This window comes from Streptomyces sp. NPDC048506, assembly GCF_040651315.1.
Classification (GTDB): domain Bacteria; phylum Actinomycetota; class Actinomycetes; order Streptomycetales; family Streptomycetaceae; genus Streptomyces.
Genome location: NZ_JBEZIX010000037.1, coordinates 91,159 through 105,453, shown reverse-complemented (window position 1 = coordinate 105,453; position 14,295 = coordinate 91,159). Strand labels below are relative to the sequence as shown.

12 protein-coding genes are annotated in these 14,295 nt (G+C 72.6%); 7 read left to right on the top strand and 5 right to left on the bottom strand.

Going from position 1 to position 14,295, the window contains the following annotated elements; all coding sequences use genetic code 11:
- The first annotated feature begins 511 nt into the window (after positions 1-511).
- The 5 genes from AB0C96_RS27730 (at position 512) to AB0C96_RS27710 (ending at position 6,233) form a co-directional block, all read left to right on the top strand.
- Positions 512-1,402 carry an alkaline phosphatase family protein gene (locus tag AB0C96_RS27730; protein WP_362920921.1) on the top strand — a complete coding sequence of 297 codons (891 nt, stop codon included), beginning with the start codon at positions 512-514 and terminating at the stop codon, positions 1,400-1,402.
- Positions 1,403-1,407: 5 nt separating this feature from the next.
- On the top strand, positions 1,408-2,796 hold the full coding sequence (locus AB0C96_RS27725) for an MFS transporter (RefSeq protein ID WP_362920919.1): 1,389 nt from the start codon (positions 1,408-1,410) through the stop codon (positions 2,794-2,796).
- A gap of 95 nt (positions 2,797-2,891) precedes the next feature.
- Positions 2,892-3,923, top strand: a complete 1,032-nt coding sequence (locus AB0C96_RS27720) for a TolB-like translocation protein (protein ID WP_362920917.1) — start codon at positions 2,892-2,894, stop codon at positions 3,921-3,923.
- A 224-nt stretch (positions 3,924-4,147) separates the two neighbouring features.
- On the top strand, positions 4,148-5,008 hold the full coding sequence (locus tag AB0C96_RS27715; protein WP_362920915.1) for a universal stress protein: 861 nt from the start codon (positions 4,148-4,150) through the stop codon (positions 5,006-5,008).
- Positions 5,009-5,120: 112 nt separating this feature from the next.
- Positions 5,121-6,233, top strand: a complete 1,113-nt coding sequence (locus AB0C96_RS27710; RefSeq protein WP_362920913.1) for a hypothetical protein — start codon at positions 5,121-5,123, stop codon at positions 6,231-6,233.
- Between the two features lie 90 nt (positions 6,234-6,323).
- Here AB0C96_RS27710 and AB0C96_RS27705 read toward each other — a convergent pair whose 3' ends face one another.
- Positions 6,324-7,220, bottom strand: coding sequence for a universal stress protein (locus tag AB0C96_RS27705; protein WP_362920912.1), 897 nt, complete (start codon positions 7,218-7,220; stop codon positions 6,324-6,326).
- A 147-nt stretch (positions 7,221-7,367) separates the two neighbouring features.
- Positions 7,368-8,360 carry a nitroreductase gene (locus AB0C96_RS27700; protein ID WP_362920911.1) on the bottom strand — a complete coding sequence of 331 codons (993 nt, stop codon included), beginning with the start codon at positions 8,358-8,360 and terminating at the stop codon, positions 7,368-7,370.
- Between the two features lie 314 nt (positions 8,361-8,674).
- On the opposite strand from AB0C96_RS27700, the gene AB0C96_RS27695 reads away from it, so the two are divergent.
- The gene (locus AB0C96_RS27695; protein ID WP_362920909.1) at positions 8,675-10,384 is read left to right on the top strand and encodes a GAF domain-containing sensor histidine kinase; all 1,710 of its coding nucleotides are present in this window, start codon (positions 8,675-8,677) and stop codon (positions 10,382-10,384) included.
- Between the two features lie 122 nt (positions 10,385-10,506).
- Here the strand turns inward: AB0C96_RS27695 and AB0C96_RS27690 are convergent, their stop codons facing one another.
- The gene (locus AB0C96_RS27690; protein WP_362920907.1) at positions 10,507-11,208 is read right to left on the bottom strand and encodes a response regulator transcription factor; all 702 of its coding nucleotides are present in this window, start codon (positions 11,206-11,208) and stop codon (positions 10,507-10,509) included.
- Between the two features lie 184 nt (positions 11,209-11,392).
- On the opposite strand from AB0C96_RS27690, the gene AB0C96_RS27685 reads away from it, so the two are divergent.
- Entirely contained in the window at positions 11,393-11,968 is a 576-nt protein-coding gene (locus AB0C96_RS27685) for a hypothetical protein (RefSeq protein ID WP_362920906.1), read from the top strand.
- A gap of 129 nt (positions 11,969-12,097) precedes the next feature.
- On the opposite strand, the gene AB0C96_RS27680 is transcribed toward AB0C96_RS27685, so the two are convergent.
- Positions 12,098-13,546 (bottom strand): HAMP domain-containing sensor histidine kinase, encoded by a 1,449-nt coding sequence (locus AB0C96_RS27680; protein WP_362920905.1) that lies wholly within the window; start codon positions 13,544-13,546, stop codon positions 12,098-12,100.
- Positions 13,543-14,277: a response regulator transcription factor gene (locus AB0C96_RS27675; protein WP_362920903.1), complete on the bottom strand. Its 735-nt coding sequence runs from the start codon at positions 14,275-14,277 to the stop codon at positions 13,543-13,545. Before AB0C96_RS27675 ends, AB0C96_RS27680 begins: the two co-directional genes overlap by 4 nt.
- Positions 14,278-14,295: the final 18 nt, after the last annotated feature.

The following is a 14,295-nucleotide window of genomic DNA, read 5'->3' as shown; positions in this document are numbered from 1 at the left end:
TTAATGATCCGGCGCCCCCCGAGATCTACACATCCCACGACACACTCTTTCCCTCCCCGACGCTCTTCCGATCTGGTGGTGACAGCTGCGGTGGCGGCGCCGTACGGCGCCGCCTCTCTCACCTGCCCGGTCCCGGCTTCTCCCGGCCCTCTCCCGGCCTCTCCCGGTCGGGCACGGCTCGATCACATAGACGTCAGATCGGCATCAAGGGCGCCACTCGCTCCTGGCCCATCCGCGCGCGCAGGCCGGCGTCCGTCACATCGAGGCCCGCTTCCCGCGCCAAGCAGAGCAGAGTCGCCAGACCGGCGCCCGTACCCCCACATCCACGCCGCCGACCACGGTGACCACAACACACGGCCCCCACATGAACTCCGCTCCCCCAACACCCACTTGAAGCGGAACCACCGTTCGCTCTTTCTTCACTTGCCGGCTGCGGTCGAGGTCACACTGCTGCTTCTAAGGTTGCGCCGTGCCGCCCCCCTCGCTCGTCACTTCTGTCCGGAGGACAGTCATGACCGTAGTCAAGGCACCCCAGCGCAGGCGTCGTTCCCTCACCGCACTGGCCGGGGCCATGGCCCTCGCCGTCACCTCGATCGGCCTGTGGGCCACGACCGAGTCCACCGCCTCGGCCGTCACCCTGCCGGCGCCCGACCACGTGGTGGTCGTGGTGATGGAGAACCACGCGTACTCCCAGGTGATCGGCAGCTCCAGCGCGCCGTACATCAACAACACCCTCAAGGCGGGTGGCGCCAACCTCACCCAGTCCTTCGCCCTCACCCACCCCAGCGAGCCGAACTACTACATGCTGTTCTCGGGCTCCAACCAGGGCCGCACCGACGACAGTTGCGTCCCGGTCCAGTCCCTCTCCGCGCCCAACCTCGGCTCCGAGCTGATCGGCGCCGGCAAGACCTGGGCCAGCTACAACGAGGGGCTGCCCAGCCAGGGCTCGACCGTCTGTAGCAGCGGTCAGTACGCGCAGAAGCACAACCCGTGGTTCGGCTTCTCCAACGTGCCGCTCAGCACCGCGAAGACCATGACGCAGTTCCCGACCGACTACTCCACCCTCCCCAAGGTCTCCTTCGTCGTGCCGAACCTGTGCAACGACATGCACGACTGCTCGGTCTCGACCGGCGACTCCTGGATCCAGAACCACCTGGGCGCGTATGCGACGTGGGCGCAGACCCACAACAGCATGCTGGTCGTCACCTTCGACGAGGACAACAAGCAGTCGGGCAACCGCATTCCCACCGTCTTCTACGGAGCGCACGTCGCCCCGGGCAGCTCCAGCGGCACCACCTACAACCACTACAACGTCCTCCGCACCCTGGAGGACCTGGCCGGTCTGACCACGCACGCCGGCAACGCCGCCTCCGCCTCCGACATCGACGGCATCTGGAACTGAGGCCCGTGTACCTCACGGACTCCCGCAGCACCACGCCGACCGTCGTCCCGGACACCCGTCCGGGGCGGCGGCCCGCCGTCCCCGGCACGGTCCTGGCTCTCGGTGCGGTCAGCCTGATCACCGACATCTCCTCGGAGATGGTCACCGCCGTCCTCCCGCTCTACGTGGTCGCGGCCCTCGGCCTGTCGCCGCTCGGCTTCGGCCTGCTGGACGGCATCAACAACGGCGTCGGCGCGCTGGTCCGGCTGGCCGGCGGCCACCTGGCGGACCGGGGCGGCCGGCGGCACAAGGTGGTGGCGGGGCTCGGATACGGGCTCTCCGCCCTGTGCAAGCCGCTGTTCCTGCTCGCCCACGGCCTTCCCATGATCAGCGCCGTACTCGCCGCCGACCGCACCGGCAAGGGCCTGCGCACCGCGCCCCGGGACGCGATGATCTCGCTGGCCACCCGGCCCGAACACCGCGGCAGGGCGTTCGGCGTGCACCGCGCCATGGACACCACCGGCGCCCTGCTCGGCCCGCTGGTGGCCTTCGCCGTGCTCCGGGCGGCGGTCGACGGCTACGACGCGGTCTTCGCGGTCAGCGGCTGCGTCGCCGTACTCGGCGTCCTCGTCCTGGTGCTCTTCGTGCCCCGGAGGATCACCCCGGAGACCCCTCCGACCTCGACAAACACCGCTAACACAGCCAACACAGCCAACACGGGGAACACAGGGAATTCGACGGCCACGGCCCGCTCGATCACCGCTGTCGGGGCCACCCCGGCGCCCCGTACCGCATCCGGCCCCACCCTGCGCGAATCGCTCGCTCTGCTCCGCCGGCCCGGGCTGCGCCGGCTCACTCTGTGCGCCGCCCTGCTCGGTCTCACCACCGTCAGCGACTCGTTCCTCTACCTGCTCCTCCAGCGCGAAATGCACGTGCCCGCCCACCTGTTCCCGCTGTTGCCGCTCGGCACGGCCGCCGTCTTCCTGCTGCTCGCCATCCCGCTGGGCGCGTCCGCGGACCGTATCGGCCGCGGTCGGCTCTTCCTGGCGGGCCACGGCGTCCTGCTGCTCGGCTACGGCCTGCTGCTCTCCCCCGTCCACGGCGCCCCGGTCGTGGTCACGGTCGCCGTCCTCGTGCTGCACGGCGCCTTCTACGCGGCGACCGACGGGGTACTCGCGGCCGCCACCGCAGGCGCCGTCCCGGCCGAGCACCAGGGCGCCGGGCAGGCGCTGGTGGGCACCGGCCAGGCGCTGGCGCGCTTCGCCTGTTCACTCGCCTTCGGCGCCGCCTGGAGCCTGTGGGGCGGGCGAAGCGCCCTCGCCGTCACGGCCGCCGCACTGGCGGTCAGCGCGGTCGTGGCCTGGGCCGCCCTCCGATCGACCGGTGAGCCGCCGGCCGGCGAGGCGTCCGCCTGACCGGTGAACTGCCCCCAGGCACACCACCGTTGCCCCTCACCCCGCCCCCCTCGACACACGCACACCGTCGACCCGCGCACACAACGAGGTGCCGAATGACCCGAACCGCCCGCCTCACGATCCTGCTGGTCGCCGTACTGCTGTTGGGAACGGTCGGTGCCGCGGCGGTCCTGCGCGCCGCCGAGCGTTCCGGCGAACGCGACCGGCAACAGGCGGGTGGTCCGCCCGTCCGGACCGGCACGGTCTCGCTCCGCGCGCCCGCCCCCCACCGTCAGCTGCTGGTCCGCAACCTGGCCTGGGGCCCGCACCGCGACGAGATCGCCACCGTGGCCGCAGACCGGCCGAACGGGCCGCGCACCGTGTCCGGCGTCACGTGCCTGCGCTTCCACGCGGCCGCCGGCACCGGCATCTGCCTGCAAGCCGTGCACCACGCGCTGGAGGACACCTACCGGGCCGTCGTCCTCGACTCCCACCTGCGCCCACGCCATCAGTTCCCGGCGGCCGGCATCCCCACCCGCGCCCGTGTCGCGCCCTCCGGCCACCTCGTCGCATGGACGGTGTTCGTCAGCGGCGACTCCTACGCGGGCACCGCGTTCTCCACCCGCACCACCATCGTCGACACCCGCACCTGGGCGATCGACGACAACCTGGAGTCCTTCGCCCTCACCAAGGACGGCCGGCGCTACCGCGCCTCCGACATCAACATCTGGGGCGTCACCTTCGCCGACGACAACCGCTTCTACGCCACCCTCGCGACCGGCGGTCGGACCTACCTCGTCAAGGGGGACGTCGCCGCCCGCACCCTCACCACCCTGCACCGGAACGTCGAATGCCCCTCGCTCTCCCCCGACGGCACCCGGATCGCCTACAAGAAGCGCGTCCCGGGAGCCTCGCCCGACGCCCCGTGGCGGCTGTACGTACTCGACCTGCGCAGCATGACCGAGACCCGCACGGCCGAGCAGCGCAACATCGACGACCAGGCGCTCTGGGCCGACGGCTCCACCCTGGTCTACGCCCTCCCCAGCGACTACGGCTCGGACCTGTGGACCATCCCGGCCGACGGGAGCGGCAGGCCCCGGCGCCTGATGGTCTCCGCCCTCGCTCCGGCGTACCTCGGCACCAGGTGAACGACGCCGACGATTCCCCTGCGAACCTCACCACGACCACGTGCCGCCCGGAACGGGCCGTCGTTGCTCTCCTGGCGAGGGGTTCCAGGGGCGGGCTCGTGCCGACGTGCCCATGTGCCCTCACCGTCTGGGGCCACTCGGCCCATGCGCCTGCTCCCCCGGTCTCGCGATGCTGGAAGCAGGAGAGGAAGGGGTCCGCGGCTTCGACTCCGCGGAGGTGGATCATGAGCGGCTCAGTCGTCGTCGGAGTGGACGGCACCGGGAACAGCGTGCCCGCGGTGCGATGGGGTGCCGCCGAGGCGGCGGGCCGCGACCTGCCTCTTCACCTGCTGCATTCGTTGACCTCACAGCCTCCGAGCGTCCGCGACGCGCACCGGGCCACCGGCAGAGAGCGCTGCGGCGCCGAGGTGCTGAACGCGGCCGAAGCGGCGGCGCGCGCCGCGCATCCGGGAATCGTGGTGACGACCGAGCAGGTCTCCGAGGACGCGGTGGCCGCCTTGACGGAGCGCAGTGGACGGGCGTCGATGCTGGTGCTCGGATCGCGTGGGCACAGCGCCATCAACGGCTTCCTGCTGGGCTCGGTCAGTCTGCATGTGCTCGGAAGCGCACAGTGCCCGGTGGTCACCGTGCGCGAGGACCAGGCGGTCGCGTACGCCGAGCCGGAGGTCGTGGTCGGGGTACGGAACATGGGGCTGGCGGACGAGCCGGTACTGGACTTCGGGTTCACGGCCGCCGACACCCACCACACCGGCCTGCGGGCCGTGCGGGTGCGTCAGCCGGCCGAGCTCGGATACCTCGTACCGGACGCCGCCGACCTCTCCCCCGATGACCCGGAGCTCGTGCTCGGCGAGCGGAAGGCGCTCACCGACGCCTTGCGCACCTGGCGGACGAAGTTCCCCGAAGTCGACGTGATCGAGCACATGGAGAGCGGCAGAGTGGTGCCGGTGCTGCTGGCGGCCTCGTCGCGCGCGGGTCTGCTGGTCATCGGTCGCGGTGTGCGGCGCTCGCCCATGCTCCTCGGCCCCGTTGTCCTCGCCGTCCTGCACCACTCCCCCTGCCCCGTGGCGGTCGTTCCGGGCGCCTGAGCCCACCGTTCGACCGGCGGTACCAGCCTGTTCTCGCCATATCCCGCGGTCCGCAGACAACCAACCGCGCCGTTCCGCCATCTCTGCGGGTGACCAACGACTGGGGGAGACGATGAACTGGTCCAGGCTGATCGGGGCTGCGGCGGCCGGCCTTGTGCTGTGCGGGTGCGCCAGTTCGGCGGGCACGGCGGGAACGACCGGGGCATCGCGGGGCGCGAGCTCGTCCGCGCACGGCGCGCACAAGACCGCGGACGACACCACGCGTACACCTGCCGCCAAGCCCGCCGATCCCCTGTTGACGCTGAGCGGCAATCTCGACGCGCGCCCCGGGCAACGGGTCGACATACGGCTCGACGACGTCCGCTGCGCCCCGGAGGACGACGCGGTGACCGCCGAGTCACCCGCGTTCGGCAAGCCGGTGCGGCTGAAATGGCACGAGGGCGCCTGCGGGGCTCTGACGTCCCTCGCGATGACGGCGAAGCCCGGCTGGTACCCGCTCAAGGTCACCCTCGCCGGCCGCACCGTCGCCCACGACAAAATCCACGTCGTGCGCTCCCAACGCCCGTCGTTCACCCTCACTCTGGCGTCGGAAACGGCCCGGCCCGGGGAACCGTTGTGGCTGAACTTCGACGACCTGTACCCCGGTGAGCGAGGCACCGACTTCACCGTACGATCCGTGGCTCTGCGCCGGCCCGTGCGTCTCGCCCACAGCGAGCAGTACGACTACTACAACCCCCGGGCCTTCGTGGCCAGGTCGGAGCTCCTGCCCGGTCTGGCCGACGGCACCTACACCTTCGAACTGCACGGCCCGCACGGTCACCGCATGGCCGAGAAGCGCCTGACGGTCCGCGCGTCCCGCCCCGGCGACCCCGACTACCGCGGCAAGGCGCACGGCCCCGACCTCTACGCCCCGCCGACCGGCTACGCCGACAGCCCGCACGGGCACGGCTTCACGGTCCGTGCCGGAGGGCAGGTCGCGGTCATGTGGCACGACGTGTATCCGGACCCGGGCGAGGAGACCCGACTGACCGCCAGCTCCCCGGCGTTCACCCACGTACTCCACCTCAGAAGCGACGACAGCAAGGCCGCCGACGGCGACGACCCGCGCTTCGTCAACACCGCCACCGTCCGCCGCGACCTCAAGCCGGGCCGCTACCCCGTGACGGTCGTCGCCCACCACGGCCGTGTGCGGAAGACCAGCTATCTGACGGTGACGGCACGGTAGGTCGTCGGCGGGGGGCGCTGCTCCCCCGCAGCCCCGTGGCACCGCCGCGGCCGTCCACCGGCCCGGCCGGTGGCTCCCGTCTCGCTCGTGTCACTCGTGCGGGACCACGGCCACCGGGCACGTCACATGGTGGATCGCGGCGTGTGCGACGGGTCCGACGCGCGGTGCGAGCAACGGGCGGTGGCGTCTGCGGCCGACCGCCAGGAGTTCGGCCCCGGAGACCGTCTGGATCACGGCTCGGGTCGGGCTCTCCGGCAGCACCGTCAGCTGCACCGGTACGTCGGGGAACCGCGCCCGCCACGGATCCACGGTCTCGCGGAGTTCCCCGTCCGCTTCCTCGGTGATCTCCTCGGCCACATCGGGGTCGACTCCCCAGGGCGCGTAGGCGTGCACGGGGAGGGAGCGTCCGTGCACGGCGTGCAGCGGCAGTCCACGGGTCGCCGCGGCGTCGAAGGCGAAAGCGAGCAGCGGTTCGCAGGGACCGTTCAGGCTGACGCCGACGACGATCCGCGGCTGCTCGGCCGAGGGAACACCCTCCGCGGACGCGGACCGCTGCGGCTTCGCGCACCAACTCCCGCGGACCAGGACGACCGGCCCTTCGGCCCGGCCCACGACGTCGAGACTCACATCGCCGAGCACATAGCTCTCCCATGTGGTGAGCGCCCGCGTCCCGAGCACGACCATGCGGGACTCGTCCGCCGCACGCAGCAAGGCCACATCGGCCTCGGAACCCACCAGGTCCTCGACGACCTGAAGATGAGGATGGCGGTCCCGTACCTCGTCCAGCGCCTGGCGCACGATCCGGCGGGCTCCGGCGTTCTGGTCTCGTTCGGGTGGTGTGTCCGGTGCCTCGGCGGCGAGCAGTATCCACGCGTGGAGGAGCCGCAACACGGCGTTCCGCCGGTCCGCCTCGTCAGCAGCCCACCGTGCGGCCGCCAGACTCTCCACTGATCCGTCGAGCCCCACCGTGATGACTTCTGGCTCCATGGCTGTCCTTCTTCCGGGGCGGAGAGCGCGTGCACCTCCCGGGTCACCGCCGTGGCCGGCCCCTGTCATCAAGCCTGCTGGACGCCCCGCATCCGAGCAAATGATCGTGGCGCGCAGGGCGCCCCGTTCTCCTTCCACGGCCCTCGTTCACGGCCTGATGGTCAGTACCTCGTCCACCGGCCGGCGCGGCGTGAGCGGCCCCTGGGGGCCGTAGCCCAGGCGCAGGATCATCTGGACGTTGCCGGTGCCGTGGAGCGGGTCGCGCAGCAGCCAGCGCAGGTCCGGCCACTCCAGGGCCTGGGTCGCGAAGGAGCTGGCGAGCCCTTCGCGGGTGGCGAGCAGCAGCACGCGTTCCAGGGCCTGTCCGGCGCGCAGCCAGTCGGCGGGGCCGTCACGGGTGGTGCTGAGGGAGGCCAGTTGCGGCCGCTCCTCGAACGCGGCGTAGGCGCGGCCGGCGGGCGAGTGCCGGCCGGCGAAGTCCCGTACGGGGGCCGCGCCCCCGAACTTCGCGGGGCCGAAGGCGTAGTCCGGCACGCCGTCGGCGGGCGATTCGGCGGAGGTGTCGCGGGTCCAGCTCCGCTGTTCGGCCTCCCGGGCGTCGTCCATGCGGTCGTAGCCCTCGGCGTGCACGGTCAGGTCGAGCACGGCCTCGCGGTGCCAGGTGGTCAGGAACGCCAGCCGTGCCCCTTCTCTGGCCGCTGCCTCGACGAGGGCGTCACGGACGGCGTCCGGAATCCGTCGCTCGGCGAAGGGGTAGCGGCTGGTGTGCCGATCGCGCATCACGCGGTAGAGGCCGGAGAGCGACGCGTCCAGGGGCTCGTGCGGGGCGTCGAGGCGCAGCGCGGCCAGCAGGGCGGGAACGTGGGGGTCGGGCAAGAGGGTCGTCGCGGTCCGGATGCCGGCGTGTGCGGCGGCGGCGCGCAGGTTCAACAGGGCCGCGCCGCAACCGAGATGGAGACCTCGGGTGGTGGGGTCGGCCATCGGCATGGCGCGGTCGAGGTCCGCGGAGAGGGTGAAGGTGCGGCTCGCGCGGGAGTAGTCGAAGTGCCACGGCTGGGCGTTGTGCATCGACGGGGCCGTGATGGCATCGGCGACCAGGGCCTTCACGGCGGTGTCGTCGAGGGTGGTGTGGGTGAGCACCGGGGCCTCCCGGGCGGTGTCGGATCGTGCCGGGGCGGGGCACGGACGGTGGATCCACCGGCTCCTTCAGCGTGGGGTCGTCGTCGTGTGTGCAGTCAGGGGCCATAGGGCCCTTGTTGCGGACCGGTCGGCCTTCGGGGACGGCGCCGAGGCCGCCGAAGGGCCCTCCACGCGGCTCGGCGCGAGCGCCGGCGCCGCGTCGTACGGCCCGGATCCGACGCCCGGTCCCTCCGCTCACGAGGTGCCCCCCGGCTCGTCGCACTACCGTGGGTGGTGTGGCCGGGCCGTGGACGCCGGCCGCAGCGGAGGGTGTCGTGGGCGAGGATCCCGACCGGACGGAAGGTGCGCGTCCGCGTCTGGACGCGCTGCCCGACGACCTGCTGGAGCGCCTCCGCAGCGCGGAGCAGGCCACCGACCGGCCGCGTCACCTGCTGCTCGAAGCGGTGCTGTCGGTGGGCTCGGGGCTGAAGCTGTCGCATGTGCTGCGCCGGATCGTCGAGGCCGCCGTCGTGCTCTCCGACGCGGAGTACGGAGCGCTCGGTGTGATCGGCGAGGACGGCCGGCTCAGCCAGTTCCTTCCGGTCGGGGTCACCCAGGAGCAGATCGGGACCATCGGTGCCTTCCCGGCCGGCCACGGAATCCTCGGTGAGCTGATCCGTCACCCCGCTCCGCTGCGGCTGAGCAGGCTCGACGAGCATCCGGCGTCCTACGGATTCCCGCCCCACCACCCGGCGATGCACTCGTTCCTGGGGGTGCCGATCAGGGTGGGGGACGAGGTCTACGGCAATCTCTACCTGACCGAGAAGCGCGGCGGCGGGCAGTTCAGCGCCGAGGACGAGACCCTGCTGTCGACGCTTGCGGTGGCGGCGGGCGTGGCCATCGAGCACGCCCGGCTCTACGAGGAGGCTCGCTACCGCCAGGAGTGGCTGGAGGCCAACAGCGAGATCGTCGCCGGGCTGCTGCCGGGTGCGGACGACACCGACGTGCTCGCGACGATCGTCGAGCACGCGGTGCGCATCCTCTCCGCCGACCTCGGCGTCCTGGCTCTCCCCGTCGAAGGTGACCGCCTGCGCACGGATTTCGCGTCCGGTGTCGACGCCGAGGCGCACCGTGGCCTGGTCCTGCCCCACCGGGGGTCGTTCGCGGGCGCCGCACTCGACGCCCATAGCCCGCTGATCAGCGAGGACATCGAGCACGACCCCAGGGTCACCGCCGGCCCGCCGCGCTGGTGGGGGCTGGGGCCCGCCGTGGCGGTCCCGATGGCCACCGGCGAACGGGTCCGCGGAGTGCTCATCCTGGCCCGACTCCGCGGACGCCGTTCGTTCACCGAGCCGGAGACCGCGCCGCTGCTGACGTTCGCCGGCCAGGCCGCGCTGGCGATGGAACTCGCCGAGCAACGGGCGGCCGCGGAGCAGGTGACGCTGCTCAAGGACCGCGACCGGATCGCCCGCGACCTGCACGACCTGGCGATCCAACGGCTCTTCGCCATCGGCATGACCCTCCAGAGCGCGGTCCGCTTCGTGGACCACCCCGAGGCCAGCGAACGGCTGCTGCGCGCGGTGGACGACCTGGACGAGACCATCAAGATCATCCGGGCCACCATCTTCGGGCTGCGCACGCGCGACGCGGTGCGTGGCAGGCAGGGCCTTCGGGCCCGGACGGTCACCGCGTTGGACGAGGCGTCACGGTCGCTGGGGTGCACACCGTCGCTCCATATGGAGGGTCTCCTGGACACGGACGTACCGGTCGGGCTCGCCGAGCACGTCATGGCGGTCCTGGGGGAAGCGCTGAGCAATGTCGCCCGGCATGCACGCGCCAGCGCGGTGGACGTCTCCCTGGTCGTGCGTGAGCGTCGGATCACCCTGACCGTCGCGGACAACGGAGTGGGGATCCCCGAGCACGGCCGGCGCAGCGGCCTGCTCAACCTGGCCAAACGGGCGGAGAGCGCCGGCGGCGGGATGACCGTCGAGCCCGGACTGCACGGCGGCACCCGGCTGGTGTGGTGGGCGCCGCTTCCGGGGTGACGCCCCGGCGCCGGCCCTCCGAACTGCCGGGCGCCCGGTCCCGCCCGCGGCGACGCAGCTCGACTCCGTCCCCCTACCGTCTCCCCATCGGCTCCCCACCGTCGCTCTATCGGCCCGTCCCTCTATCGGCCCGTCTCCGTTCCGGGCAGCGGGCCGCCCCGTGTGGCGAGAACCGCGGCCTGGATGCGTCGCTCGACGCCGAGTTTGGCCAGCATCCGTGAGATGTGGTTCTTGACGGTCTTCTCGGACAGGTAGAGCCGCGCGCCGATTTGACGGTTCGTCAGCCCCTCGCCGATCAGGCCGAGGATCTCCCGCTCCCGTGGCGACAGTCCGGACAGCGCGTCCTCTTCGGGCTCCGCTTCGCCCTCCTCCTCACCCCGCAGCCGGCGCATCAGCCGTGCCGTGGTCGCCGGGTCGAGCATGGACCGCCCCGAGGCGACCGTACGCACGGCGGCGACCAGATCCGCCCCCTTGATCTCCTTCAGCACATAGCCGGCGGCGCCCGCCATGATCGAGTCGAGCAGCGCGTCGTCGTCGTCGAACGAGGTGAGGATCAGGCAGGCCAACCCGGGCAGGCGCGAGCGCAGCTCACGGCACACGGAGACGCCGTCGCCGTCCGGCAGGCGGACGTCCAGCACCGCGACGTCCGGACGCAGTGCCGGGCCCCGGGCCAGGGCGTGATCGGCCGTCCCGGCGTCGCCCACCACCTCGATGTCGGGCTCGGCATCGAGCAGATCCTGCACCCCGCGCCGGACCACCTCGTGGTCGTCGACCAGGAAGACGCGGATCGGCCGCCGTGGTGAGAATGTGCCCGTCTCGCTCATGACGCCCTCCGGGTGGGAAACGCGCCCCTGATTCATCCTGGCGCCCACGGTGGCGGTGCGCCAGGGCCGAAAGGTCCCGGCCGGGCCTGCCGCCCGCCCGCACCGGCACGATCGGGACCGTTCGGCCCTCTCCCGCGCCGGCCTGCGGTGGGATCCTCGGAACAGCAGGTGAAGGGGGTGCGAGATGGCTCCGGGAAAGCTCCATCCGCCGTGGCGGCGTGAGCCCCTCCGGCGTGGTACGGACGTGGCGCAGTCCTGGATGGCTCTGGTCACCGGGCTGGTCATCGCGGTGGCGGCGCCGGTCGCCGGGGTGACCGCCGGCCAGGCGGTGCACACCGCCTCCGTGCAGCAGCGCGCCGGCTGGCACACCGTCACCGCCGTGGTGACGAAGGAACCGCCCGCCCGCATCGGCGTGGACACCGGTGGCGGCGCGGGTGGCCGGGTGCACACGACGGTGCGGTGGACGGCACCGGACCGCTCGGTGCGGACGGGAGACACCGCCGTGGCGCCCGGCGCCCGCGTCGGGGACCGCACCACCGTGTGGCTGGACCGGCACGGCGCACTGGTACGGGACCCGGGTACGCCCGCGGACGCCCTGGCCGTGAGCGTCGCGGCCGGCACCGTGGCGGCCATGGGCACCGGACTGCTGCTCCTCGGCACAGACCGGGCCGCCGTCCGTCTGCTGAACCACCGGCGCTCCGCCCAGTGGGAGAAGGAGTGGGCGGAACTCGATGCGCAATGGCGGCGCCACCGGCAGTGAACGCACCGCTCCCGGAGTCCCGGCCGGAAGCCGCCCCGGCGATCACCTCGTCCCCCGCACAATGCCCGGCCTCAGCTGCCGGCCGGGGCGGAGCGGACGGGGCGGAGCGGACGGGACGGAGCGGGCAGGTCACTGACCTGCGGAACCGGACGACGACGGGGGGAAGGTCACGGTGAACTCGGTGTGCCCGGGGCGACTGGTCATCGCGACCCGCCCGCCGTGCGCGGTGACCACGGCCTCCACGATGGCCAGCCCCAGCCCGGTGCCGCCGGCCGCCCGCGAGCGACCGTGGTCGACCCGCACGAAACGGCCGAAGACCTCGTGCCGGACCTCTTCGGGCACGCCGGGGCCGTCGTCCTCGACGGTCAACCGGGTGCCACGGTCGTCGGCCGCCAGCCGCACCGTCACGGCGGTCCCCGGCGGGGTGTGCGTACGGGCGTTGGCGAGCAGATTGCCGACGACCTGGTGCAGTCGGTGTTCGTCACCGGTCATGGTCACCGCCGTCTCGGGGAGGTCGAGCAGCCACCGGTGGTCCGGACCGGCGGCCCGCGCATCGTCGGCCGCATCGAGTACCAGCCGGGTCAGATCCACCGGCTCGCGCTCCAGGGCGCGGCCGGCGTCGAGGCGGGCGAGCAGCAGCAGATCGTCCACCAGGCGGCTCATCCGCTCGGACTCGGCCTGGATCCGTTCCAGGGAGCGCCGGACCTCACCCGGCACCGGTCCCTGATGTCGGAGGGCGAGTTCCGCGTGGCCGCGGACGTTGGCCACCGGCGTGCGCAGCTCGTGGCTGGCGTCGGCGGCGAAGTGCCGGAGCCGATTCTCGCTCGTGTGGCGACGCGCCAGGGCGTTGCCGACGTGCCCGAGCATCCGGTTGAGGGCGGTGCCGACCTGTCCGACCTCGGTGCGCGGGTCGGCCACCGGGACCGGTGCCGGCATCGCCACCTCGCCGCTGGCCAACGGCAGTTCGGCCACGCTCGCGGCCGTGGCGGTGACGCGCCGCAGCGGGCGCAGCGACAGCCGTACCCACAGCGTCCCCAGCACTCCGGTGACCAGGAGGGCCCCGCCGAACACCGCGGCCTCGACCGCCTCCAGCCGGTGCACCGTCTCCTCGACCGGATGCAGCGGCAGGCCCGTGATCAGGACGTCACGGTCGTCGCCCGGGACCGCGTTGACCCGGTACCGCCCCAGCGCGGACAGCCGGATGCCGTGTCCGGAGCCGTCGGTCGGGAGGGCGGCCAGTGCGCGGCGGTCGTCGGCGGACAGCGGCACCGCGGCGTCCGTCTGGCTCCGTACGACGGCCGCCTGGGTCGGTGTGCCGCGCAGCAGCCGGGCGCCGAAGGTGCCCTCGGACTGGCCGCGGGTGTCCGGCCGGTTGTCGGCGTCCGGTCTGGACTCGTGCTCCAGGCTCACCGCGAACCGGCCGGCGGAGGCGGAGAGCTGCTGGTCCAGGCGACGCACCAGGAACCCTTCGAGCGCCACGACCGTGGTGACGCCGACCGCGAGGCAGGCCAGCGCCAGCAGCGCGACCAGGCCGGCGGTGAGCTGGCTGCGCAGCGTGCGGGGGACGAGCCGTTTCACGAGGGCTCCGGCTTGAGGACGTAGCCGACCCCACGGACCGTGTGGATCATCGGGGTCCGACCGGCGTCGATCTTCTTGCGGAGGTAGCTGATGTAGAGCTCGACGACGTGTGACCGGCCGCCGAAGTCGTAGGACCACACCCGGTCGAGGATCTGCGCCTTGGACAGCACCCGCCGGGGATTGCGCATCAGGAACCGGAGCAGCTCGAACTCGGTGCGGGACAGCTCGACCAGCTCGCCGCCGCGGACGACCTCCCGCGCGTCCTCGTCCATGACGAGGTCCCCGACGACCAGCCGGTCGCCCTCCGGCTCGTGTGCCATACCGGCCCGGCGCAGCAGACCGCGCAGCCGCGCCAGCACCTCCTCCAGGCTGAACGGCTTGGTCACGTAGTCGTCGCCGCCCGCGGTGATCCCGGCGATCCGGTCCTCGACGGCATCACGTGCGGTGAGGAAGAGGACGCAGACCGTCGTCAGCTCCCTGCGCAGCAGGTGCAGCACCTGCAACCCGTCGATGTCGGGCAGCATCCAGTCCAGGACGACGGCGTGCGGGCGGAAGGCCCGTGCGACGTCGAGCGCGGAGGCGCCGTCGGCGGCACTGCGGACCTCCCAGCCCTCGCCGGCCAGGGCGCCGGAGAGCACCTCGGTGAGGTCCGGTTCGTCGTCGATCACGAGGACGCGCACCGGAGTGCCGTCGGCGCTGTGCAGCGGGGCGGGCGTGCGGTGAGTGTGCATGGTGACTCCAGCATCCCG